This is a genomic window from Pseudomonas moraviensis (assembly GCF_900105805.1).
Classification (GTDB): domain Bacteria; phylum Pseudomonadota; class Gammaproteobacteria; order Pseudomonadales; family Pseudomonadaceae; genus Aquipseudomonas; species Aquipseudomonas moraviensis_A.
Window position 1 is genome coordinate 5,756,105 of the sequence record NZ_LT629788.1, and the last position, 22,609, is coordinate 5,778,713.

Sequence of the window (22,609 nt, forward strand, 5' to 3'; positions counted from 1 at the left end):
AATCATCGATCCAAGAGTGGCCAAAGAACCGCATTAACATGTCACCAACTATTTCATTCGCAGCGCCACATCCCGCCCTCTCGCACCTTTCGATTACTCAAATTCTCGAGCTGCACACCCGGTTTATGAACGGGGAGAAAGTGAAAGACCTGCTTGTTGAGTATCACGTTGAGACCTCCTATAAGCAGTTACAGCCGCTTTTGCCATTGAGGGTTCTAAACGACAGCCCGTGTCCCAGTTGCGGTTCTCCAATGCAGCAGAAATGGCAAACCAAGAGCTATGGCATGCCAGCACCGTTCTGCAAGCCATGTGGCCACGAACAAGGCAGCCATTGTTGCTGTCATCATTGTATCGAGCAGCGAATTCGCCGCGCTAATAAAGAATGGGCTGGGCAGCGGCTGCCTTATAGTCGTCTCCTCCTCAAAGACAAGATTCTCCTCACGGCCCTGCTTCTCACCCATGTTGGCGGTGTAGCCAGCGTAGCGGGGACCGGTGACTTAGGGGCATTTGCACCAAGTATCAACGGTACCCAATCCTTCATCGGCGCGCTGTGGGGTGCAGGAGCAATAGTTATGGTCAGTGCCCCTCATTGGGTAACCGACAGCTTGCGCTCTGAATGGATTTACGCCGCGGAGGAGTATGGTTGGTCAAACAATGTGAGCGCTGACACCGCCGATGACGCGGCATTGTCTGCATCGGAGCTATTGCTACGACTACGCGCAGACTTAGCCTCGAGCTTGGCGTCTTCGGATGAAACGGCCTTAGTCGGCATGATCAGGGAAGTGGCAGAAGACTACGCCTTTAGTTATCTAGACTTGCAGATGAGTAAGCAAAAGTTAGATATCACGTCAGAATCCGCTACTCGAAAAGTGTTGCGAGCGCTGATTGAGGTCTTGTCTCTGGCGGATATCTGCGCTATCGGCTGGCAGGCCGCCAGGGACTGCGGAAATGCATACGAAAATAAAGTTGCCACGAGCCGCAAACATGCAGCGAATATGCTACCCGGTGCAATGACTAGGATCGCAGAAATGAGATCGCGTAAAGCCGATCCATGGAAAGTTGAACGAGCACTTAATCGGGTGTCACGCATTGAGCGAGTCCTGCACGATCTGCTCTTCGGCGGCCACGACAGTTTTTTCAACTGGCCGCTGAATACCTACTACACGGCCGTCGTACTGCCGCGAATTCAGAATGGTCGTATTGTAACTCCGAGCAAGTTCCCGTACCAACCGCCGAGGTAACTCGTTTTCGCTAAAGTGGGAATCGCTGATCGTGAGAGGTCCAGCAACAAGGCTCCGTAGGCATACCAGTCGAGCGGATGACTTTAATATTTACGGTTGCCGCGCTTCTCCTAGACGACCTGTACGATAAGCAGTTCATTGGCTGGAAATCTGCAACTGTGGACTGATGTCAGGCCTTTTCTTTCGTAACAAAAAGGGCCCGACTGGGCCCTTTTTCAGGTTAAGCAGAGTTAGTTCTTCAGCCATCCTTCGACGACGTTGGCTCCGTGTTTCGCTTTCCACTCTTTCAGCGCTTTGTGATTCCCGCCCTTTGTTTCGATGACTTCACCAGTGTTCGGATTTTTGTAGACCTTGAGTTCGCGTGGTTTACGTGTGCTGGCTGCTGGAGCTGCACCTGGACGCTTCGCCGTGGTCTGCGGTTCTAGAATGTTGATGATGTGCTTCAGACTGAAACCATAGTGTTCAAGCAGCTTGCGCAGCTTGGTCTCGAACTCGATTTCTTTCTTCAGTCCGTCATCACCTTTTAGTGCTTCCAGTGCCTGGAGCTGCTCAGCGAGGTGTTTTTCCAGCTGGCGGTACTCTGCGAGTTTGGACATTGTCTTTCCCTTGAGTGATCGTGAGTAGTTATTAAGATAAAACGAGTTAGTTATAAGTTCACCGCTATTTTCGACGGTTCAGTTGGTTGTCAATGTGGGTCATTTCCGATTTGATCGCGTTAATCGTCAGCGTTTGTATTGGACTGGATTTGCCCGGGCCTGCGTTGATGGTCTTCAAGAGGGCATTGAGATGGGCCTTCCGAGTTTTGAGCGTGTCAGACCAACTGGCGCTGTTCTGTATCGGCTTGTTCATTACGTTCATCCTTGCGTCGTTCTGGATTGTTCATATCTTCGAGGTACTGCGGTACCGTCAGGCTGTCGAGCTGGATTAAGTCCCGCGCGCGATATTGGCGCGAACGAGCTGATAGCTCTTCCCACGTCCAATTCCCAAAGTTCTCACCTTGCTCTGGAACGGCAAGCTTCATAAGTCCAATCTGGTCACGGTCAAGCAGGTTGTAATTGGCCCACAATTTTCCGCCCACCTCGAACAACGCTTTTGCGGCCTCGTTCCACTTCTCTTCGAGTACCGTTTGCGATAGCAGCAGGGCGGTGCGCTCTATCCCCTTATGCTTTACCTGTGCTTCTGCGATGTATTTATCTACGGTGACCAGCTCCTGCTCTAAAGCCTTCATGATCAGGTGTTGGCGACGATTGTGTTCGGTGGCCACCGTGAGGTTCTTCGCCGCCTTCTGCGCATCAGTGTTGGCGGTCTTCTCGCCTTCGGTATCACCCCAGGCGACTGCCTGCGCGTAAGCCGTGGCAGCGTCCGTCTCGGCCTGACGAGCTCTCGCCATGTCCTCTTCCGCCTGCTGCTGAATCTGCTCCAAACGGTTGCTGAGGCTTTGGCGCTTCTCCCTCAACTCCTGTTCATCAGCGGTCCAGTTATCCATCGCTTCGATGTATCCCGCCATCAGTGAATCGCAGTAGGCAAGGTTCTCGCGGCGACTGATCTTCCTGTCCAAAAGGTCGGCGTTGTTTTTGCGCGAATCGAAACTCCGTTTCAGCTCGTTGTACCTGTTGCGGAGTTCGCGCTCCTGAGTCGGCTCGATGGTTTCCTCGCCTTCCAGCACAGCCTCAAGAGGCAGTAGTTCGGCATGCAGTTGGTCGGCCTCGCTCAACAGATGGTCGCGACGGTCTTTCAGGTTTTGAATCTCGTTCATGTGGTTGGTCTCTGTTCAATTCGATTGTGGGTTTGCTGAGTGGCTGGCGAGGCCGGGATTTAGCCGGCGCTACCTCGATCAGCAGAGATGCCCTCAGGCAGCCCGAGCCTCGCTCTCATCCATTCCCGGAATCGTCTTCACGATGTAGCAACGTTGCGTACCGAGGCCTGGTAACCGGATCAGGCTCGACGCCTTGCCGTCCTTCCCCGGTTCCAGAACACCGCGCTGCAGCAGTTCCTTGTTCACCGCGTTGATGTTCATGCCTCGGAAGATTTCCGAGCGCCATAACTCGGGGAGCACGTAGTAGGTGTTGGTTGTGTGCAGGGAATCACCAAGACCGTGCTCCAACGTCTTACGAAAACCGAGTCGGTCGATGGTGCGCGGACCGTGTTCGTCGATCTTCGCCGCCGTCGACTCCCAACGCGTAAAGCGGCTCTCACCGAAGCGCTCGATGATCTGTCTAAGTCGCGCCACGATTGCATCGCCCTCGAAGTTGCCGGCGCCGCCACGCTCGTTCATCCATGCGTTGAGGCACACGCGAGCAGCGATGGTTGCGGTCCCGTCGGGCCAGCCGGTGATCCCCATCGCGGTTGCCAACTCGCCCGCTGCAGCGGCGAGACCGAAGCGAGCGGCGGCACGGTGCGCTTGTCCACTGGCCGACGCCGGTAACGACTGGGCGATAAAACCTTCCAGCGTGCGGCGCAGGATGGCTGCCCAGCCGTGACGCTTACCGGGTTCACACAGCGCGGTAAGGAAGGCTGTGAGCGGCGTGCCGTAGTACTTCGCTACGCGTGCTTTGAGCGCGTCGGACAGTGCCGCTGCATCTTCAAAACCGTTAAGCACATCGAACATGCCGAGGCCTTTGCTGGCATCGGCCGGGACAGCAAGCATGCGCACTTCCATACCCGCTTTTAGTTCCTTGTTCGCTTCGGCCATGTGCTGGGCCAACGTCTTCTCGCCGGTGGAGAGAAATAGCAGGCGCCACTCCTGTACCTGTCGGCCAGCTTGGCCTCGATCGTTGGCGCGTGCCTTGCCTGTGCCGTTGCCGAGCATGTACACCGTCTCGCCGATGATGCGCGGGTCGCACATGCCGATTTCATCCAAGACCAGAAGGCCGTCGGAATGCGCGGCGGCGATAGACTCCAGCGCGTTGTCGGTGGAACGCCACGAACGCACCAGTCGCGGTCCGCCGTAGATCGAGGCGGCGACCTGCAAATGGGTGGTCTTGCCGCCGGAGCTGTCGCCGTACAAGTGAAAGCCGCCCGACTCATGACCAAGCATGTGCAACAGCGGCCCCGCGAAGGCCACGCCGACGACAAATGCCAAACGATGATTGCCGACGCACAGCGCGCCGATCTGCTCTTGCCATTGTTCAAGCGTGCCCGCTTCGCTGATTGGCGGAAGTTGCGAACCGGCTTCGTAGAAGTGTAGGTGCTCGCTGTGCGCACCAACCTGCTGCTCGGGCAGTAGAAACGCCGTGTCATGCCAACCTAAACGCGTGACCAGTCGAGCCCGTTGGGCGCTGTCGAAGCCGCCGAGATAACTCTGCAGATCATTGCGTGCATTACGCCCTGACCGACTTCCGGCGAGACGTAGCCCCATGTCCACCAGCGGGCCGAGCACGTCTTTGCCAAAGTCACCGGTCATGGTGCGCGCCGGAATGTTCCAGCGTTTCTTGGCGCCGTCGGGATCGTCGAATTCGACTAACAAGCCCCAGTTCTGACCTTTGTCGTCGCGAGTACGGGCGAGGATCTCCAATGGCGAGCACACCGGACGCGCCTCACCGTCATCACCGGCATAAAACACACCTTCTGACGTGAGTCGAAAGCCGCCGGGCATCAGGTCGGTTTTCGATTTTGTCGGGCGCTTGGCTGCGGGTTTCGTCTTCGCGTCCGGCTTGGCTTCAGTTTGCTCCGGGGATGGTTTTTCCTCGACCAAACCAAACAGCTCGCCGCTGCTTTGCAGCTCAGCGAAATGCGCGGCTGTCCAATTTTTGGTGAGCGCATCGGCAGCGTCATCACCATCATCCCATTGACCACCTTTGGCGAAAGCGGCGCGGCCACTCTTCAGCGTGGGCTTGCGTTTGAACGAGTCCAGAGCGATGAAACGGACCGAGGCGGCTCCGATTTCGCGCAGCTTTTCGGCGACGGTTTTCATGCAAGCTTTGCCGCTGTCGTCGTTGTCAGGCCACAACAGCACATCGCGACCCTTAAGTGGTGTCAGGTCAGCTTTATGCCAAGAGTTGGAACCGTTCGGCCAGCAGGTGGCCACGTGGCTCGGCAGCAGTTCGGCGGCAGCGTCGGCAGCTTTTTCGCCTTCGCATAAAACCACTGGCGCGTCACTGCGCTGAGCGAGTTCATCAAGTCGCAACAGCGGACGTGGATCGGGCAGACCCTGCCAGCGCCATTGCGTGGTTTGGCCATCGGCGCGCTCGCACCATGTAAGTGGTGCAAAAACCTTTTTCGGCTTGCCGTCCTCATCGGGCGTCAGGTCGAAGCGGTAGAGCGCCATAAGCGGCTGGCCTTTTGCATCACGGTAGATCCACACCTTGGACGGTGCGCCGTGCTGCCGATGCTTGGCAGGGCATTTGTTCATGGCCTCGCCTGGGATCGGCTGGATGGCAATCCACTCAGGAGCTTTTGTCTTGGCAGGCGTTGTCTTCGCCTGGGCACCGCCGGGCGACACGTTGAGGAATTCTGCGAGTTGGTTGCAGGCCTCGATGTCGGTGCCGCCGTCCAGATAGCGCACCAGATCGATCAGGTCGCCGCCCTTGTCGCCGGTGGCAAAGTCGGACCATGTGCCTTTGCTCAAACTGATCTTGAGCGAACCGGCGCGCTTATCGCTGCGGGTTGGGTTGGGTGCGGTGTATTCCTTGCCTCCGTCGACGCGCTTGCCATTGGGCAGCCAGTGAGACAGAACGCGATCAATGTCTTTCAGTGCGGCGGCTTTCACGTCGGCAAAGCTTAGACGCTTTGCGGAGGTGCTCGGGCGTTGGCTCATGCGTCAGCCCTCGGCAGAAACAATGCGTCGTTGATGTCATCGATCAGAGCTTTAGCCATCTCGCCTAGGTACATGGCAGGCCAACTGAAACGCTCACCGCTGTCACTCATGGCGGCGTCGAAATTAAGTTGGTTGGCGTGATGCTGCAGCAGGGAAACCATCTCCAGTGCGTCTTCGACCGGTACTCCGGCATTGACCCGGAACAACTTCAAATCGGAGGCGTTCACGCGAGTGAACGTGGCATGCCCGAGGGTGGTGGAGGTGGTCATAGCGCACCGCCTTTCTGCGCAGCAGGCATCGAGGTGGAGTCGCCGTGCAAGGTCAGCGTTTTGATCAAGCCAAGTGTGCCGCGCACGTCCCAGAGGACGGCCGCGATGACGTGATTAGCAAGGCGCGAGGAGTCGTTTTCGAAGTGTTCTTCAAGCAGCGTCAGCACCGAGTCGGCGCGAGCAATGGCGCAGGTGATGGCGTCGATGGGCACACCGGCTTCTGCGGTCGGATTCACGCAGAGCAGGTCTTCGGGCAGGGCGAAACTCAAAGCGTTGTTCATTGGGCACCGCCTGCGGTTTCGAGTGCGCGGGCTTTGGCCATGTGAGCGTTGTAACGGGAGAGGCGTGTAGCGAGGCTGGAGTTGGCGTGTAAAGCGGCGAGAGCCATTGCACGGTGTGCAGCGGCGCGAATTTTGGACGGATTGATAGCGGTCATGTAGAGCTCCTTTTGCTGAGGAGCTGCCACCGCTTGCGGCCAAGCAAGGAAAGGTGACAGCTGTACGCGGGTTGGCCGACCGGGGCAAAAGGGACCCGGCACACCCGAAGGTGTCCCACGCACAGCCGCCATAACACGATACGGCGGGCACAAAAAAAGCGCCTGCGTTCGGATGGAGGGCGCTTGTGCGCCTTTTGCGGTTCGGACGGCCAAGTCCGGTCACTGAATTTGCAGCGACGACCAGAGAGTAACGTCCGTCTTTCGAAAGTGCAACTGCGCTGATGGCTTGCGGTTTTTTCAGGTGCGGCATAAATTGTTTGTGCATGTAGATTGACCTCAACGCCTCCGGATCGCCCCCGGAGGCGTTTTCGTTTCAGGCATGGGCTTCCCAGCGCAGGGATAGGAGGGGTAGGAAGCCGCCGCTGAGCATCGAGCGGGCGTCTTCATAGGCTTGGGTTTGCTGGCCTTCGTCGACGACCACCGCGCCGGCTTTTTCGCAGTAGAGGGAAAGGGCGCACCAGGTGCCGTCGGCCCAACTCATCACGCTAACTACGCGGCCTCGCTTTTCCTGTCGGCTGCGGTGGCGTTCGAGGCGCTGCATGAGACGAGTAGAAAATCCGATCCGGCGCAGTACGGAGAACGGATGCATCAAGGCGTTATCAGCGATCTTACGATTCATGCTGCCTCCTGCGTACTAGCGAACAGTGGAGGAGGTGTTTCGCCTTTGAGCCAAGCGAGGATCTTGCTGTCTTCAGCACAGCGGCGACGGTGTACAACGGCCATTTGCTCGCGGCGTTGTGCAACACACTCCTCGACATAACCGTTCAGGTCGGAGGTCAAGCGCATATGTTGATGAGCGCGCTCGCTTGTCGTCTTCTCGACGGCAAGATCCTCATCCATGATCCGTTGCCATACCGCCGGATCGTTCGCGAATCCCGCTGATTGATCGACGAGCCAGTAGGTAACCCAGTCGGTCATGCCCCGCGATTTCAACGAGGCGAGGCGGCTTTCGCTCATAGCAAAATATCCGGAGCCGTGAACGCTCGAAAACTCTCTGCGCACCGTATTTTTGCGGATGAGTTCGGGCAGTTCCCAAGGATTGGCTTTTAGTGGAAGCACGAGACCGTCAGGGCTGAAGAAGTACGCATCTTGCTCTTCGCCGTTCCAGCTCACGCCCGCAATAGTGCGATGACGCCAGTTAATTTCACCAGGTTGATAGAGGCGGAATCCGATGCTGTACGAGTCAAAGAATGGTCCCTTGAAAGGGCAGTAATTGCGCTTCATGCGGCCACCTGATTCCGGGCCTCGATGCGGCTTTTGACCCAGCTCTGGACTTCAGAAAGAACCCACGCGACAGGAGCTCCGCGTGCGTTGCTATTGCTCAGTTTTACCGGTCGTGGAAAACCACTTTCAGGGCACTGCATCAGCTTGTAGAGAGTCGAGCGCTTGAGTCCCGTAGCTATCTCAAGACGCGGCATGCGAATGAGGGTAGTGGCGGGATCAAACGGAGTGGCTAGATCTGGTACGGCGGAAGGAGAGTCGAAACGATTAGCAAGATTTGAAAAGGTTGGAGCGGGGAATTGGGTGAGGTTCTTTGTCATTGGTATTGCTCTCGATTGGTTTGGACGAGAGCAATGGTCTAGAGATTGGGCGCCGGTGAGCAGTTCACTTCCATTTGAAATTTCAGGTTTACACCACGAAGTTGCGCTTGAGAATTGCCTCGACACTTTTACGAGACAACGCCTTTTCGGTTTCAAGGGCGATCCACTCAGGGCGCTGCGCGGGTGGCTTTGCGACTTCCTGCTCGAGCCAGGAATGTACCTTCGAGGTGATATCCCTGTGTGACATGCCGCTCGCCAAGTAATGAAGGGCCTGCTTAGTGATAGCCGCATCGCGAGTGGTCATGTCTTGAGCTCGCCCTATCCCACTGACGACGCCACCTTTCTTGCGAATGGCGTTTTTGATAGCTCTATCTGCAGTCGGGGTCAGCTCATCATCGATAAGGCAGGGGAGTGAAGTAATCGGCTCCAGATGAAGCACATATTGCTCGAGCGCCTCAATGCGTTCCCGCGGATCAATCTGAGTCTCGACGAAATTACAATAGAAGCTCCAAGGCCAGTCGGTCGGATGCTTCGACACGTATGACCAGACCTTCTGATCGGCTTCACGCATCCAGTCGCTCAAAATCCCGAGTGCCTTCACAGCGCATGCCATGATGTAGGCCGCATGTGCCTCTCGATCCGAAGCAGCGTGACAACCGCTGTATTGACGAACCCAGTGCGCGAGGCGCGCTCTGTGGTCGGTAGAGGCGTACTGGAAAATGGTTTCCTCATGCATAGTCGCCTTGATGCACATACTGCTGAGATCGCTGCTGATGCCGCTGCTCTGGATGCGCTGGCAACACTGATCGATCAAGTAACACACGTCATTGAGCTGTTCACGGCACAGGGCATAAAGCGACTGGTCAGATAGGAAGCCCCTCAAGCCAGACGTAAGTGCCGAATGCGCGATGCTTTGGTTAGTAGTCATTGGTTAGTGGCTCGCGCATCGTCTCCGCTTTGATCCCACGCCCTATATTTTGCGAGCGTAACCAGCGAAACCCCTCTTTCAGTACGCGGTAAGCAGCGGCCCGCAGTGGGGAAAGGGCTCGTTTTGGCGTTACACATTTGTGCCGAGTTACATGCGGTGTACGAAGATCCGCGCAATCGTGTAACAAGCCTTAGAGTCAATGAATTCAGGCGTTTGGTAGCGGTCGTTACATGCGTAACACCTGTAACACCGATTTTTGGTCGGATATGGAAACGCACGTTCATACCACTTCTTCAAAATGCCCGTGAACGACATTTCCGGCAGCTAACTGGTCCAGGTAATCCGCGTACCACTGCATCATCGTCGTACGTTGTTTAACGTAGACCGCTTTGTTGTAAACACCTGCAACTCCATCCTTCACATGCGAAAGTTGGGCCTCGATATGGTTCTCATCAAAACCGTGCTCGTTGAGTATCGTGCTGGCGATGTGTCGGAATCCGTGGCCAGTTTGTCGACCTTCATAACCGAGGCGACGTAACGCCATTAGGAAGACAGTGTTGGAGCGTGCTTTGGTTGTGTCGCTGCGGCCTGGGAAAAGTAACTGGTAGCTGCCGGTCAAAACATACAGCTCTTTCAGCAGAGTTACTGCTTGGTGCGGAAGTGGCACTAGGTGCTCTCGGCGACGTTTCATTCGCTCCGCCGGGATTGTCCATAGCGCTTTTTTTAAGTCGAATTCTGACCACCGAGCCTCCCGAATTTCGGACGGACGACATGCCAGCATGGAAAGCAGATGCAGGCCGATACGGATATCCATAGCACTTGGATACGCTCGGATTGCTCGGAGCAGCGGAGGCAGTTCTTCTTGGGATACATGGGCGTAGTTTTCCGCCGGTTTCGTCTGAAGAAATTTGTGAAGGCCTTCCAACGGATTGTGGGTTGCCCGGCCGGTTACCCTAGCAAGATCGTATATCTCTCGACACATTCCTCGTACACGGCTGGTCTGCTCAATGATCCCTTTCCGTTCCATCGAGCGAAGAAAGTCCATCCACTCCATCGGAAGGATTTCGCGATAGGAGCGCGTTCCGAAAACTGGGAAGACGTGAAGCTCTAAAGCGCCAATGGTTCGAACGGCGGTGCCGTTGGTCCAGCCTTTTCGTTTGGACGCGTACCACTCCCGAGCAAGTTTCTCAAAGGTATTACTGGCGCTTTCCAACTCCGCAGCTTTCCTGGCTCGCATCGTTGCCAAGGGGTTGCTCCCTTCAGCTGTACTAGCCCGCAGTTCGGTCGCTTTCTGTCGTGCAGCAGATCCAGTAACTGCCGGGTAACTGCCTAGCCCTATCCAGGACCACTTACCGTCAGCCTTCTTGTATCGAAGCTGCCATGACTTTTTGCCATCGGGCCGCACTCGGAGATACACGTTGTTTCCATCGTGCTCGCGGTACTCCTTGGAATCGGGTTCCAGAGTCGCTACGACCGTGTCAGCCAGAGGACGACGTTTGATTTCAGTGCGCTTCATTTCCTTGTACCCATCAGTTTCAATTTACATCCGTGGTACACGGGAGGATACAGCGCATGATGGGATAGGGGTAGACAGGGACGGATAGCCAGAAACAAGAAAGCCCGCACAGGGCGGGCTTCTTGGGGAGTTTCGTAGACTGTCTGAGACAGGTCTAGATTGCTATTTGGTGGAGCCGGGGGGATTTGAACCCCCGTCCGCCAGTACTCCGCTGTCGGTACTACATGCGTAGCCGTGTCTATTAAGTTAACCCTCAGCGACCCGACGGGCAGGGTGCTTTGGGCGAGTTGTGTAAGTTTTAGCCGCTTCGTCCACAACGTACTGCACGGCGATTCTGTTCTATATGACAATCATTTCGGGTTTACAGACATCCCCTGATGATTGCTGGACCCGAAGGTACCAGGAGCATTGTCAGCTGCAATTAAGCAGCGAGAGCAACACCGTATTGGTCGTCATTGGCAACTATAAGTAGTTGCAACAGTGGATTTACGACTTCTGTTACCAAGTCGGCATGCACCTAGAGTTTCGCAACCGGCGTCGAATCCTAAACGGCCCCGAACTCATTGCCCGGTGAATCTGATCGGGCAACAAGCGTGCACAGTGTACGTCAATCTGCCGACGAGGCCAACCCGCAGGTTGGCCCGTCAGCATGGATCAGTTGTTGGTGCCGGTGGCTTTGCGCAGTTCCACGATGGTTTGCGAGGTTTCCGCGACGCAGTCGTCGATTTTGCCTTCGGCTTTGAGTGCGTGGGCCCTGCTTACGCTTTTTTCGGCCTGCTGGCTCAATTCCGGGTTCGCCGACAACTGCCCTTTGGCGTTGTTGATCGTCTGGATATTGGCATCGCACAGATCGGCAGGCTTGTCTGCGGCGAACGAAGTGGACGCCATCATCGAGGCAGTAACGAACAGACCTAACAGTACAGAACGCTTCATGTGTATCTCCTTGAACTGAGGGATCCAGGCTTCGCTGACCGCTGCGCGAGCCACCGAATGGAGGAAAAGCCCCGATTTGTCGGGGCCTGTTCTGTGGATTGCCGCTTCGCTCAAGAGTTCTATTTTTCTTCAGACGACTTTTGCCCGCGTCACCCGATCCACTAGATAAACCAGCCCGTGGTAGTCGATTCCACCGTGCTGGGTCAGGCCGATTTCACACGTGCGGCTGGTGGAAATCCCCTCGCTGCAGTGCTGCACGGCGTCCTTGAGCGTACGCAGTGAATGGCGGTTCAACTCCGGTGTGGTGAAGCCTTTGTCGCCGGCGAATCCGCAGCAATGTATGCCTTCGGGAATCACCACGGTGTTGCTGCATTTGCGCGCCAGATCGATCAGCGCCTGGCTTTCGCCCAAGTGCTGAGTGCTGCAGGTCACGTGCACGGCAATCGGTGCTTCCTGGGGTGTGAAGTTCAGACGATCCATCAGATGCGTACGGATGAAGCGCACCGGATCGTACAGATCCAGTCGCGTTTCGCCGATGTCCTGAACCAGACGCAACGTACACGGGCTGGTGTCGCAATAGATCGGATCGAGGCCGCCGCGACTGGCGTGGAGCAGGGCGCTGATCAGTTCCTGGCGTTTGTGCTCGGCCTGTTCGGCATAGCCTTTGGAGGCGAATGGCTGACCGCAGCAGAGGTTGTCCTGGTTGTCGGGAAAGACTACCTGGTAACCGGCTTTTTCCAGCAGGCCACGGGTTTTGTCGTACAGCGACATCTGTTCTTTGTCGCCCGCCGCCGGGCCCATGACCCGCGAGACGCAAGCCGCCAGGTAGACCACGCGCGGGCGCTCGTCCGAAACGCTCGGGCTGAAGCGAATGGCTTTTTCCGGTTGTGGCATGGCGTTGGTCCACAGCGGCACTTGGCCCTTGGACAAGCGCGTCAGCGTCGCCGACAACTTCGCCAGACGCGGCGCCCCGAGCATCATTCGCGCGCCGTTGGCGACGTGCAGAGTGAAGCGCGCGCCTTGCAGGGTCTTGGCGAAATTTCCTTCGATCCAGTCGGCGGTTTTCTGGTGCGTGGCGTGTCGGCCACGAAGCTTTTTCACCAGTTCGCCGGTGTTGATGCCTACAGGGCAGCGTTGTGCACAGAGCCCGGTCGCGGCGCAGGTGTCGATGCCTTGGTAGTCGAAGGCTTTTTCCAGTTCGGTGGTGTCGACGCCGGCGCGTTTTTTCGCCTGGATATCACGCCAGATGACGATGCGCTGGCGCGGGCTCAGGGTCAGGCCTTTGGATGGGCAGACCGGCTCGCAGAAACCGCACTCGATGCACTTATCCACAATCTCGTCCGCCGCCGGCAGTGGCTTCAGGTGCTTGAGATGGATCTGCGGATCTTCGCTGAGCACCACGTCCGGATTGAGTATGCCGTTGGGGTCGAGCAGGCGTTTGAGCTGCCACATCAGTTGGTAGGCGTCGCCGCCCCATTCCAGTTCCACGAACGGCGCCATGTTGCGGCCGGTACCGTGTTCGGCCTTCAGCGAGCCGCCGAACTCCACCGCGACCAGTTGCGCGACGTCGTCCATGAACGCTTGGTAGCGTGCGATTTCTTCCGGGCTGTTGAAGCCTTGGGTGAAGACGAAGTGCAGATTGCCTTCCAGTGCGTGTCCGAAAAGGATCGCTTCGTCGTAGGCATGTTTGTCGAACAGCTCGATCAGGCGATTGACGCCGATCGCCAGTTGTTCGACCGGGAAGGTCACGTCTTCGATGATCACTGTGGTGCCGGTTTTGCGCACGGCGCCGACGGCGGGGAAGGTGTCTTTGCGGATGGCCCAGAGGCGGGCGTTTTCCACTGGGTCTTCGGTGAAATCGACCTGCTTCTCGACGGGGAAATCGCGCAGCGACGCCATGATTTGCGCCAGTTGTTCCTGCAGCAATGTCGACGAGGCGGCGCGGGATTCGATGAGCAGCGCGCAGGCATTTTCCGACAGCAGCTGTACGAAAGCCGGCATGCCCTTTTTGTCCTGCACCGAGCGCAGACTGCGTCGGTCGAGCAGTTCCACTGCGGATACCGGTTGGCTTTTCAGCACGGTGACGGCGTTGCAGCAAGTTTCGACATCGGGGAACACGATCAGCGCCGAGGCCTTGTTCGGGTGATCGATGACGGTGTCGTAGGTCACCGCGCTGATAAAGCCGAGGGTGCCCTCGGAGCCGACCAGCAGGTGGCTCAAGATATCCACAGGCTCGTCGAAATCCACCAGGGCATTCAGCGACAGGCCGGTGGTATTTTTCAGACGGTATTTGTGGCGAATTCTCGCGGCCAGTTCGGGATTGGCGCGGGTCTCGCGTCCCAATGTCGCCAGTCGTTCGAGCAGTTCGCCGTGGCTTGAACGAAATCCCGCGACGCTGGCAGTGTCCTCGGTGTCGAGACGCGTGCCGTCGGCCAGCACCAGACGAATCCCGGCCAGGGTGTGATAGGTATTTTGCGCAGTGCCGCAGCACATGCCGCTGGCGTTGTTGGCGACGATGCCGCCGATTTTGCAGGCGTTGATCGACGCCGGATCCGGGCCAATCTTGCGCCCGAACGGTGCCAGCCAGGCGTTGGCTTGCGCGCCGATCACGCCCGGTTGCAGGCGGATCTGCGTGCCCTGGCCGCGAATCTCGCGGGCATTCCAGTTATCCCCGAGCACGATCAGCACGGAATCGCTGATCGCCTGCCCGGACAGGCTGGTGCCGGCGGCGCGGAAGGTCACCGGCACCTTGTCGCGCTGGGCCAGTTGCAGCAGCGCCACCACTTCGTCTTCGGATTCGACGCGGATTACCAGTTTCGGGATCAGTCGATAGAAACTGGCATCGGTGCCAAAGGCCAGGGTCGACAGTGGATCGTCGAAGCGCCGCTCTGGCGGAATCAGTCGCTCGGCATCACGCAGGAAATCAGCAGGAAGACTCATTGATCCTCCAGAATCAGCACGACCAGATCTTTCGGGCCATGGGCGCCATAGGCGAGGACCTGTTCAATATCGGCGGTTTTCGACGGGCCGGAGACCAGCAGCGCGTTGGTCGGCATGCCTTGCGCCCATTCGAACTCCTGTTGCACCTGATAGAAGTTGTCGCGGATTTCGCTGGCCTTGAGCAGGGCGAAATGCACCGGCGGCACCAGGCTCATCAAGCGTGGCTCTTCACGGGTTGGCCAGATAATCAGGCTGCCGGTCGCGGCGATCGCACCGAGGGTGCCGGTGAGGCTGGCCGGGGTGTCGTTGAACAACTCGGCTTTCCATTCTTCCATCGGCCGGTCGTAGGATTTCAACGCTGGCAGATCGGGATTATTCGCCCAGTGCTGTGTGATGCGTTGCCCGTGGGTTGTTGTCGGAGCGATCAGCAGGCTCGGCAACTGGCGGTCGCGCAGCAGTTGCGCCAGTAATCCCGGCCACTCGGCGCCCGAGGTCAGGTGGATTTCGGTGTGCACCGCTTCCATCAGTTTGCGCAGTTGCGGGATGCGTTGCTCGGCGCTGTAGGTGTAGGGCTGGGTGACCAGATCGACGTCGAAGGTGTCGGCGATCGGCGTGGTGCCGGTCAGACTTTTCCGCAGCTTGCCGAGGATATTTTGCTTGGCGCTCATCGACGCTCTCCCTGTTTGCCCAGATGCTCGCGGGCCATGTCATGCAACGAACGCGCGGCGGGTTCTGGTGCGCTGTGATTTTGCGTCCACGGGCCGACGTTGCTGGGTGTCAGCCCGCGCAGACGCGTGGCGAAAAAGACAAAGATTCGGTACAGCGTCGGCGAGCTGTTGAGCCTGGCCCAGGCGTTCCAGATAAAACGCTCCTTGCGCGAATATTTGCTGCCTTGGCCGCGCATCACCTGATTCGGCGCGTCCGGGGCTTTGACGTTTTCTTCGCGCAGACGCCGCAAGATCGCCGGGATCGGGATTTTCACCGGGCAGACTTCACCGCAGGCGCCGCACAGTGAAGACGCGCTCGGGTGGTCCGGAACCTTGGCCAGGCCGACCATGTGTGGGGTGATGATTTTGCCGATCGGCCCCGGGTAGACCTCGCCATAGGTGTGGCCGCCGACGCGGGTGTACACCGGGCAATGATTCATGCAGGCGCCGCAGCGGATGCAGTTCAGGGTCTGGCGCAATTCACTGTCGGCGAAAGCCTGGCTGCGACCGTTGTCGAGCAGCACCAGATGCACTTCCTGCGGGCCGTCGAGTTCATGTTCCTTGCGCGGGCCGGAGATCATGTTGACGTAGGTGGTGATCGGAATGCCCAGCGCCGAGCGCGTCAGCAGTGACAGCAGCGGCACCACGTCGCGCAGGTTTTCCACGACTTTTTCGATGCCGGTCACGGCGATATGCACCGGCGGCACGGTGGTGGTCATGCGCCCGTTGCCTTCGTTTTCCACCAGCAGCAGGGTGCCGGTTTCGGCCACGGCGAAGTTGACGCCGGAGACGCCGATGTCGGCTTCGAAGAATTTCTGCCGCAGGACCCTGCGACCGATCTGAATGAGTTGGTCAACGTCCTTGGTGTATTCCACGCCAAGTTTGTCGTGGAACAAGGACGCGACCTGACCGGCATTCTTGTGGATCGCCGGCATAATGATGTGTGAAGGCTTCTCGTGGTCGAGCTGGACGATGTACTCCCCCATGTCGGACTCCAGACATTCAATGTCCCGAGCCTCGAGGAAATGGTTCATCTCCATCTCTTCGCTGACCATCGATTTGCCCTTGATCACTTGCCGCGCCTCGTGAGCGCGGATGATCGACAGGACGATGCCATTGGCCTCGTCCACCGTTTCCGCCCAGTGCACTGTCACACCGTTGCGGGTCAGGTTCTGTTCCAGTTGCTCCAGCAGGTCGGGCAACTTGGACAGCGCGCGGGCCTTGATCGAATTGCCCAGTGCGCGCAAGTGTTCTCTTTCGTGGGCATCGCTGAAAGCCGCTGCCCGCTTGGTCATCAGTGAATCCATGGCAGTGCGGAAGTTGTTCCGCAACTGCTGATCACCCAAGGCGTTGTGCGCCCGGGTGCGAAAATCTTCTTCTACGGCGACCGTAGGAATAATCGTCGAGGTGCTCATTGCGCACCTCCGGTTCGCTGCCAGAGGAAGCTCGCTAGATGTTGCCCGCGCAACGCTTCCTGCTGTTTCTCCAGCGCGCCGTTGATGTTCATCAAACAGCCGCAGTCGGCACTTAGTACCTTGTGTGCGCCGGAGTCCTTCAGCGCGCGGGTCTTGTCAGCCACCATCGCGCCGGAAATGTCTGGCATACGGACGCTGAATGTCCCACCAAAGCCACAGCATTCGCTTTCGTGGTCGTGATTGACCCGTTCCACATTGTTCAACTGCGCCAACAACTCGCGGCCGTGCAGGTGGGTGTTCATTTCGCGGCGTGCCGAACACGACGTGTGCAGCGCGACTTTCACCGGTTCGCCGCTGTCCTTGAGCTGCACCTTGCAGACAAACAGCAGAAACTCGGCCAGTTCATAGGTGCGAGCCGCAAGGGCCTGCACCTGTTTCAACGTCTCCGGCTCGTCCTTGAACAAGTCGGCGTAATGCTCGCGCAGCATGCCGGCGCAGGAACCCGAGGGCACCACCACCGGATAATCCCCGGCAAACAGCGCCAGTTGCGAGCGCGCTACGGTCCGCGCCTGCTCGGTGTAACCCGAGGTGTAGGCCGGTTGGCCGCAGCAACTCTGCCCTTGCGGATACTCGACCTGGATGCCTTCGCGCTCCAGCAGATGGATCGCGTCCATCCCGGCTTCGGGGTAGAACAGGTCAACCACACACGTGCCGAACAGGTAGACCCGCGACGGTATCTCGCTGGGGTATTGCCGAGGTTCGGGCAGTGGCGGTGCCACGCGGGTCGCGTTCGGCACAGCGTTGTAGAAAAGCTCGCTCATCAGGCGTGTCTCCGGGTGGGCCCGGTTATCCGTCTGCTGCGGCTGCCGAATATAAAGCGCGTTGCTTTCAGCAGCCTTACAGACCCGGTGGTGAATTGCTGACGCCGGATCACGGGCCGGCGTCGGTTATTTCCGTCTTTCTTGTAGGCTTCTTGTAGGTATTAGTGCTGCACCAGCATGCCGGTGAACCAGTAGGCCTGAGCCAGGGTGATCAAACCGACAATCGTTGCAAAGAATAGGCTGTGCTTGAGGGTGAAGCGGAACAGATCCGATTCCTTGCCGACCAGACCGGTCGCGGCGCAGGCCACGGCGATCGATTGCGGCGAGATCATCTTGCCGGTCACGCCGCCGCTGGTATTGGCCGCCACCAGCAGGGTGTCGTTGACGCCGATCTGGTGCGCCGTGGTCGCTTGCAACGAACTGAACAGCGCGTTCGACGACGTATCCGAACCGGTGAGGAACACGCCCAGCCAACCGAGGAACGGCGAGAAGAACGGGAATGCCGCGCCGGTACCGGCCAATACCAGGGCCATGGTCGAGGACATGCCGGAGTAGTTGGTGACAAAGGCGAACGCCAGCACCATGCCGATCGACAGGATCGGCCAGCGCAGTTCGTAGAAGGTCTCTTTCAAAGTGGTCAGACCAGTTCTGAAATCGATCTTCAGTACCAGCATCGAAATCAGCGCGGAGAAGAAAATCGCTGTTCCGGTGGCGGAAATCGGATCAAGTTTGAACACCGCTGGAATGGCAGTCGGATTGGCCACGATCGGCGCAGTCTTGATCACCAGTTGATCAAGGTGCGGAATCGCGAAGTTGAATACCCAGCTGTACATCGAGCCGCCAGCAGCGAACATCGCTTTGAAAGGCTTCAGCGTCCAGATCGTCACCAGTACGGTGAGGATCAGGAACGGCGACCAGGCCTTGAAAATTTCCCCGAGGCTGTAGGGCGAAGCCACGGTGGTGCGCTTCTGGCCGAAACCGCCGACGCTGGCGCTGACCACCGAGGCGGACACGGCGCCGACGATGTGCTGGCCGGCGGCGCGGCGTGGTTGCCAGACCTTGAGGAACAGGGTCAGGGAAATCAGGCTGGCCAGCGCCGAGGTGATGTCCGGCAGTTCCGGGCCGATGAAGTTCGAAGTGAAGTACTGGGTGATAGCGAAGCTCAAACCTGCCACCAGCGCGGCCGGCCAGGTTTCGCGCACACCGCGCAGGCCGTCCATCATGAACACCAGCCAGAACGGCACGAACAGCGACAGCAGCGGCAGTTGGCGACCGGTCATGGCGCCGATCTTGAAGGCGTCAATGCCAGTGACCTGACCCGCAACGATGATCGGAATCCCCAGCGCGCCGAACGCCACCGGCGCGGTGTTGGCGATCAGGCACAGGCCGGCGGCGTACAGCGGATTGAAGCCCAGTCCTACAAGGAGTGCGGCAGTAATCGCGACCGGCGCGCCGAAACCGGCGGCACCTTCCAGAAATGCGCCGAAGCAGAAACCGATCAGCAGCACCTGCAGGCGCTGGTCATCGGTGATCGACAGAACCGAGCTGCGGATGACCTCGAACTGACCGCTCTTCACCGTCAGTTTGTAAAGGAATACCGCCGCGACAATGATCCAGGCAATCGGCCACAGACCATAAGCGAAGCCATAACCGGCGGCGGCGAACGCCATGTCCACTGGCATCTGGAAAGCGAAAATCGCCACGGCAATCGAAAGCGCAAGGGTGATGCTGCCGGCCACATGGCCTTTGAGGCGGAACACCGCCAGGGCGAGAAAGAAGAACACGATGGGAATGACGGCCGCGAGTGCGGAAACGCCGAGACTGCCGAGCGGGCTGTAGAGCTGTTGCCAGGTTTGCATAGTGGGGTGGCCCCTAATTGTTGTTGGTCAGGCACTGTCAGCGTATTTGGATAATTGGTAAGACCAATTTACAAGCGCTGTTGGCTAGGGTAAAAGCCTTGGCGTAGGTGTGTCAATTTGCCGCCCTGAAACTTTCGTCGAAGATACGGTGCAGGGGGCAACTGATCCGGTTTGGCGAAGTGGTGTCTGGCAGGTGTCGGCGGCGCGCGGATAGGCCAGAATAGACAGCCCGGCGAGCGGTCGGGATCGTGGAGAAATGAGTTATGGGCTTTGATCAGATACGTCAGCGCCGTTTGTCTGACGATATTGTCGAGCGCCTCGAAGGGATGATCCTTGAGGGCACGCTGAAGTCAGGCGAGCGGCTGCCGGCCGAGCGTACCCTGGCCGAACAATTTGGCGTATCACGCCCGTCGTTGCGCGAGGCGATTCAGAAACTCGCGGCCAAAGGCTTGCTGGTCAGCCGCCAGGGCGGCGGCAATTATGTGGTGGAAGGGCTTGGTTCGACGTTCAGCGATCCGCTGTTGCAATTGCTTGAAAGCAATCCCGAAGCGCAGCGCGATTTGCTCGAGTTTCGGCACACCCTGGAGGCGTCGTGCGCTTATTACGCCGCGTTGCGCGCCACCGATGTCGATCGTGAACGACTGACTACTGCGTTCGAAGAGCTGCAGGATTGCTACTCGCGCCATGAAGAGGTCAGCCGCGCGGAAGAGGGCGCGGCGGATGCGAAATTTCATCTGGCGATTGCCGAAGCCAGCCACAACGCGGTGTTGCTGCATACCATTCGTGGTTTGTTCGATCTGCTCAAGCGCAACGTCGTGACCAACATTGGCGGCATGTACAAACAGCGCACGGAAACCCGCGACATGCTGATCTCGCAGCATCGAGAATTGTATCTGGCGATTATCGAAGGGCGCGCGGAGCAGGCCAGGGAAGTGTCCAGCCGACATATTCTGTATGTGCAGGAAGTGCTGGAAGAGGTGCGTCAGGAGGTGCAGCGCATGGCTCGGGCGGAGCGGCGCAAGGGGATGTGAAGTAGCGCATCAATTGTGGCGAGGGAGCTTGCTCCCGCTCGACTGCGCAGCAGGCGCATTCGACTCCCGCGACCCAGAAAAAAGCGAGAGCCGCTGCGCGCCTCAGCGGGAGCAAGCTCCCTCGCCACAGTTGTGCTTCAGGGCGAGGACTAGTCTTCCTTGCCCTTGTTGCGCACCGCTCGCTGCAATTCACGACCGGCGTCGCGCTCGCGCTCGGTGTCACGCTTGTCGTATTCCTTCTTGCCCTTGCCCAGAGCGATCTCGCACTTGACCATGTGCTTGCTCCAGTACCAGGACAGGCAGACGCAGGCGTAACCCTTTTGCTGCACGGCGGCGGCGAGCTTGTCCAGCTCGCGGCGGTTGAGCAGCAGTTTGCGTGTGCGCACCGGGTCGGCGATGACGTGAGTGCTTGCGGTCATCAGCGGCGTGATGTGGCTGCCGAGCAACCACGCTTCGCCATCCTTGAGCAGGACATAGCTGTCGACCAGCTGCAACTTGCTCGCCCGCAGACTTTTTACTTCCCAGCCGGCCAGGACCAGACCAGCCTCGAACTTGTGCTCGATGAAGTAATCGTGTCGCGCCTTTTTGTTCTGCGCGATGGTCCCTGTTGGGTGTTTCTTCTGTTTAGCCATAGGGGCGGCATTATATGGAGTTGTTCGGCTGTCGGCTACGGTGTTGCTGCGTGCTTGAGCAGGTTGAGTGAATCCCGGACAATGCGGCCTCTTTTTCTAACGCTTGGGCGTGATAAACGATGTCGACAGACAAGGTTTCTGTCCACGGCAGTTGGGCTAGCCGCTGGGTGTTCATACTCGCCGCGACCGGTTCGGCCGTGGGACTGGGTAGTATCTGGAAGTTCCCCTACATGGTCGGGGTCTACGGTGGCGGCGCCTTCGTGCTGATGTTCCTGGCGTGCATCGCGCTCATCGGTGTCCCGGTCATGCTCGCGGAAACCCTGATCGGCCGGCGCGCCCGACAGAGTCCGGCGAACGCCTTGAAGGTGCTGGCGCTGGAGGCGGGGCACTCGGCCAAATGGTCGTGGGGCGCGTTTGCCGGGATGATCACGGCTCTGCTGATCCTGTCTTTCTATAGTGTGGTCGGCGGCTGGTCGCTGGACTACATCGTCGACATGGGCCGGGGCGATTTCCAGGGCGCGACGGCCGATCAGGTCGGCGCCTATTTCGGCAATGTCATCTCCAATCCATGGCGCCTGACACTTTGGCACACGATTTTTATGCTGCTGTCGGCCTACGTGATCGCCAAAGGTGTGGTCGCCGGGCTTGAGCGCAGCCTGCGGATCATGATGCCGCTGCTATTCGTGATGGTGTTGGTGTTGCTGGGTTACAGCATGACCACCGGGCATTTCATGGAAGGCGTGCATTTCATGTTCGACTTCCACCCGGAAAAAGTCCTCGACGGCCTGCTGCCAGCGATGGGCCATGCGTTCTTTTCGCTGAGCGTTGGCGTCGGCTCGATCATGATCTACGGCGCCTACATGCCGAAGAACACCTCGCTGTCGGGCACGGTGGTCGGTGTTGCCCTGCTGGATACTTTCGTATCGCTGGTAGCCGGTCTGGCGTTGTTTCCGATTGTGTTCGCCGCGGGCCTGAACCCGAGCGAAGGCCCGGGCCTGATGTTCGTCAGCCTGCCATTTGCTTTTGGTAACGTATTTCTCGGCCAGTTGATGGGCGTGGTGTTCTTTGTGCTGGTCGCGGTGGCCGCGTGGAGTTCGGCGATTTCCCTGCTCGAACCGATGGTGGCTTACCTCGTTGAGCGCACGAAAATCAGCCGCGCCTGGGTGACTTTCTGGCTGGCGTTCACCTGCTGGTTTGTCGGTCTGGGCACGGTGTTTTCCTTCAATATCTGGAAGGAAGCCAAGTTTTTCGTGAACGAAGGCGGGGTGTTCAGCCTCTACCAATGGGGTGCGCAGGGCGGTCTCGACTCCTTCGGTGTGATCGATTTCTTCACCTCGCGGATCATGTTGCCCCTCGGTGGCTTGTGTTTCGTGCTGTTCGCGGGATGGGTGATGGGGCGTGAAGCGGTGCGGGATGAATTGTCCATCCGTAACCCGGTTCTGTTTGCCCTGTCCCTGTTCTTGATGCGCTACGTGGCGCCTATCGGCATTCTTGTAGTCTTTGCCGCTCAGCTCTGGAAGTAAC

Annotated in this window: 21 protein-coding genes and 1 other RNA gene; 3 read left to right on the top strand and 19 right to left on the bottom strand. The window is 58.3% G+C overall.

Annotated elements, in window-relative coordinates:
* Window positions 1-38 precede the first annotated feature (38 nt).
* Window positions 39-1,241, top strand: coding sequence for a hypothetical protein (locus tag BLU71_RS27400; protein ID WP_156889245.1), 1,203 nt, complete (start codon window positions 39-41; stop codon window positions 1,239-1,241).
* Between the two features lie 230 nt (window positions 1,242-1,471).
* Here BLU71_RS27400 and BLU71_RS25685 read toward each other — a convergent pair whose 3' ends face one another.
* From BLU71_RS25685 to BLU71_RS25770, 18 genes are all read right to left on the bottom strand, one after another.
* Window positions 1,472-1,837: a histone-like nucleoid-structuring protein, MvaT/MvaU family gene (locus BLU71_RS25685; RefSeq protein ID WP_083354183.1), complete on the bottom strand. Its 366-nt coding sequence runs from the start codon at window positions 1,835-1,837 to the stop codon at window positions 1,472-1,474.
* 215 nt (window positions 1,838-2,052) lie between these two features.
* On the bottom strand, window positions 2,053-2,997 hold the full coding sequence (locus BLU71_RS25695; RefSeq protein WP_083354185.1) for a chromosome segregation protein SMC: 945 nt from the start codon (window positions 2,995-2,997) through the stop codon (window positions 2,053-2,055).
* Between the two features lie 93 nt (window positions 2,998-3,090).
* Window positions 3,091-5,997 carry a DUF927 domain-containing protein gene (locus tag BLU71_RS25700; protein WP_083354186.1) on the bottom strand — a complete coding sequence of 969 codons (2,907 nt, stop codon included), beginning with the start codon at window positions 5,995-5,997 and terminating at the stop codon, window positions 3,091-3,093.
* The gene (locus tag BLU71_RS25705; RefSeq protein ID WP_083354187.1) at window positions 5,994-6,266 is read right to left on the bottom strand and encodes a DUF3077 domain-containing protein; all 273 of its coding nucleotides are present in this window, start codon (window positions 6,264-6,266) and stop codon (window positions 5,994-5,996) included. Before BLU71_RS25705 ends, BLU71_RS25700 begins: the two co-directional genes overlap by 4 nt.
* Window positions 6,263-6,547: a hypothetical protein gene (locus BLU71_RS25710; RefSeq protein ID WP_083354188.1), complete on the bottom strand. Its 285-nt coding sequence runs from the start codon at window positions 6,545-6,547 to the stop codon at window positions 6,263-6,265. The genes BLU71_RS25705 and BLU71_RS25710 overlap by 4 nt, the downstream gene beginning before the upstream one ends.
* A complete protein-coding gene (locus BLU71_RS27535) occupies window positions 6,544-6,702 on the bottom strand; it encodes a hypothetical protein (RefSeq protein WP_172833297.1) in 159 nt (52 codons plus the stop codon). The genes BLU71_RS25710 and BLU71_RS27535 overlap by 4 nt, the downstream gene beginning before the upstream one ends.
* A 373-nt stretch (window positions 6,703-7,075) precedes the next feature.
* Complete coding sequence (locus BLU71_RS25715) at window positions 7,076-7,381, bottom strand: hypothetical protein (protein WP_083354189.1); 306 nt, start codon at window positions 7,379-7,381, stop codon at window positions 7,076-7,078.
* On the bottom strand, window positions 7,378-7,986 hold the full coding sequence (locus BLU71_RS25720) for a hypothetical protein (protein WP_083354190.1): 609 nt from the start codon (window positions 7,984-7,986) through the stop codon (window positions 7,378-7,380). The genes BLU71_RS25715 and BLU71_RS25720 overlap by 4 nt, the downstream gene beginning before the upstream one ends.
* Window positions 7,983-8,303: a helix-turn-helix transcriptional regulator gene (locus BLU71_RS25725; RefSeq protein ID WP_083354191.1), complete on the bottom strand. Its 321-nt coding sequence runs from the start codon at window positions 8,301-8,303 to the stop codon at window positions 7,983-7,985. The genes BLU71_RS25720 and BLU71_RS25725 overlap by 4 nt, the downstream gene beginning before the upstream one ends.
* A gap of 88 nt (window positions 8,304-8,391) precedes the next feature.
* A complete protein-coding gene (locus BLU71_RS25730; protein WP_083354192.1) occupies window positions 8,392-9,231 on the bottom strand; it encodes a hypothetical protein in 840 nt (279 codons plus the stop codon).
* A 280-nt stretch (window positions 9,232-9,511) separates the two neighbouring features.
* A complete protein-coding gene (locus tag BLU71_RS25735; protein WP_083354193.1) occupies window positions 9,512-10,747 on the bottom strand; it encodes a tyrosine-type recombinase/integrase in 1,236 nt (411 codons plus the stop codon).
* A gap of 167 nt (window positions 10,748-10,914) precedes the next feature.
* Window positions 10,915-11,303: a transfer-messenger RNA gene (gene ssrA / locus BLU71_RS25740) on the bottom strand.
* A 98-nt stretch (window positions 11,304-11,401) separates the two neighbouring features.
* Window positions 11,402-11,680, bottom strand: coding sequence for a hypothetical protein (locus BLU71_RS25745; RefSeq protein ID WP_064364510.1), 279 nt, complete (start codon window positions 11,678-11,680; stop codon window positions 11,402-11,404).
* 129 nt (window positions 11,681-11,809) lie between these two features.
* A complete protein-coding gene (locus BLU71_RS25750) occupies window positions 11,810-14,620 on the bottom strand; it encodes an FAD-binding and (Fe-S)-binding domain-containing protein (protein WP_083354194.1) in 2,811 nt (936 codons plus the stop codon).
* Window positions 14,617-15,288, bottom strand: coding sequence for a LutC/YkgG family protein (locus BLU71_RS25755; protein WP_083354195.1), 672 nt, complete (start codon window positions 15,286-15,288; stop codon window positions 14,617-14,619). The genes BLU71_RS25750 and BLU71_RS25755 overlap by 4 nt, the downstream gene beginning before the upstream one ends.
* Window positions 15,285-16,742 (bottom strand): LutB/LldF family L-lactate oxidation iron-sulfur protein, encoded by a 1,458-nt coding sequence (locus BLU71_RS25760; RefSeq protein WP_083354196.1) that lies wholly within the window; start codon window positions 16,740-16,742, stop codon window positions 15,285-15,287. Before BLU71_RS25760 ends, BLU71_RS25755 begins: the two co-directional genes overlap by 4 nt.
* Complete coding sequence (locus tag BLU71_RS25765) at window positions 16,739-17,563, bottom strand: (Fe-S)-binding protein (protein WP_083354197.1); 825 nt, start codon at window positions 17,561-17,563, stop codon at window positions 16,739-16,741. Before BLU71_RS25765 ends, BLU71_RS25760 begins: the two co-directional genes overlap by 4 nt.
* Before the next feature lie 161 nt (window positions 17,564-17,724).
* A complete protein-coding gene (locus BLU71_RS25770) occupies window positions 17,725-19,422 on the bottom strand; it encodes a lactate permease LctP family transporter (RefSeq protein WP_083354198.1) in 1,698 nt (565 codons plus the stop codon).
* Between the two features lie 263 nt (window positions 19,423-19,685).
* On the opposite strand from BLU71_RS25770, the gene BLU71_RS25775 reads away from it, so the two are divergent.
* Complete coding sequence (locus tag BLU71_RS25775) at window positions 19,686-20,453, top strand: GntR family transcriptional regulator (protein WP_042608853.1); 768 nt, start codon at window positions 19,686-19,688, stop codon at window positions 20,451-20,453.
* A 149-nt stretch (window positions 20,454-20,602) separates the two neighbouring features.
* Here BLU71_RS25775 and smpB read toward each other — a convergent pair whose 3' ends face one another.
* The gene (gene smpB / locus BLU71_RS25780) at window positions 20,603-21,085 is read right to left on the bottom strand and encodes an SsrA-binding protein SmpB (protein ID WP_007953781.1); all 483 of its coding nucleotides are present in this window, start codon (window positions 21,083-21,085) and stop codon (window positions 20,603-20,605) included.
* A 119-nt stretch (window positions 21,086-21,204) separates the two neighbouring features.
* On the opposite strand from smpB, the gene BLU71_RS25785 reads away from it, so the two are divergent.
* Window positions 21,205-22,608, top strand: coding sequence for a sodium-dependent transporter (locus BLU71_RS25785; protein WP_083354199.1), 1,404 nt, complete (start codon window positions 21,205-21,207; stop codon window positions 22,606-22,608).
* Window position 22,609: the final 1 nt, after the last annotated feature.

Bases quoted from the DNA above. Each gene is read 5' to 3' on its own strand.
- BLU71_RS27400 (WP_156889245.1), top strand. From the start codon at position 39: ATGTCACCAACTATTTCATTCGCAGCGCCACATCCCGCCCTCTCGCAC.
- BLU71_RS25685 (WP_083354183.1), bottom strand. From the start codon at position 1,837: ATGTCCAAACTCGCAGAGTACCGCCAGCTGGAAAAACACCTCGCTGAG.
- BLU71_RS25695 (WP_083354185.1), bottom strand. From the start codon at position 2,997: ATGAACGAGATTCAAAACCTGAAAGACCGTCGCGACCATCTGTTGAGC.
- BLU71_RS25700 (WP_083354186.1), bottom strand. From the start codon at position 5,997: ATGAGCCAACGCCCGAGCACCTCCGCAAAGCGTCTAAGCTTTGCCGAC.
- BLU71_RS25705 (WP_083354187.1), bottom strand. From the start codon at position 6,266: ATGACCACCTCCACCACCCTCGGGCATGCCACGTTCACTCGCGTGAAC.
- BLU71_RS25710 (WP_083354188.1), bottom strand. From the start codon at position 6,547: ATGAACAACGCTTTGAGTTTCGCCCTGCCCGAAGACCTGCTCTGCGTG.
- BLU71_RS27535 (WP_172833297.1), bottom strand. From the start codon at position 6,702: ATGACCGCTATCAATCCGTCCAAAATTCGCGCCGCTGCACACCGTGCA.
- BLU71_RS25715 (WP_083354189.1), bottom strand. From the start codon at position 7,381: ATGAATCGTAAGATCGCTGATAACGCCTTGATGCATCCGTTCTCCGTA.
- BLU71_RS25720 (WP_083354190.1), bottom strand. From the start codon at position 7,986: ATGAAGCGCAATTACTGCCCTTTCAAGGGACCATTCTTTGACTCGTAC.
- BLU71_RS25725 (WP_083354191.1), bottom strand. From the start codon at position 8,303: ATGACAAAGAACCTCACCCAATTCCCCGCTCCAACCTTTTCAAATCTT.
- BLU71_RS25730 (WP_083354192.1), bottom strand. From the start codon at position 9,231: ATGACTACTAACCAAAGCATCGCGCATTCGGCACTTACGTCTGGCTTG.
- BLU71_RS25735 (WP_083354193.1), bottom strand. From the start codon at position 10,747: ATGAAGCGCACTGAAATCAAACGTCGTCCTCTGGCTGACACGGTCGTA.
- BLU71_RS25745 (WP_064364510.1), bottom strand. From the start codon at position 11,680: ATGAAGCGTTCTGTACTGTTAGGTCTGTTCGTTACTGCCTCGATGATG.
- BLU71_RS25750 (WP_083354194.1), bottom strand. From the start codon at position 14,620: ATGAGTCTTCCTGCTGATTTCCTGCGTGATGCCGAGCGACTGATTCCG.
- BLU71_RS25755 (WP_083354195.1), bottom strand. From the start codon at position 15,288: ATGAGCGCCAAGCAAAATATCCTCGGCAAGCTGCGGAAAAGTCTGACC.
- BLU71_RS25760 (WP_083354196.1), bottom strand. From the start codon at position 16,742: ATGAGCACCTCGACGATTATTCCTACGGTCGCCGTAGAAGAAGATTTT.
- BLU71_RS25765 (WP_083354197.1), bottom strand. From the start codon at position 17,563: ATGAGCGAGCTTTTCTACAACGCTGTGCCGAACGCGACCCGCGTGGCA.
- BLU71_RS25770 (WP_083354198.1), bottom strand. From the start codon at position 19,422: ATGCAAACCTGGCAACAGCTCTACAGCCCGCTCGGCAGTCTCGGCGTT.
- BLU71_RS25775 (WP_042608853.1), top strand. From the start codon at position 19,686: ATGGGCTTTGATCAGATACGTCAGCGCCGTTTGTCTGACGATATTGTC.
- smpB (WP_007953781.1), bottom strand. From the start codon at position 21,085: ATGGCTAAACAGAAGAAACACCCAACAGGGACCATCGCGCAGAACAAA.
- BLU71_RS25785 (WP_083354199.1), top strand. From the start codon at position 21,205: ATGTCGACAGACAAGGTTTCTGTCCACGGCAGTTGGGCTAGCCGCTGG.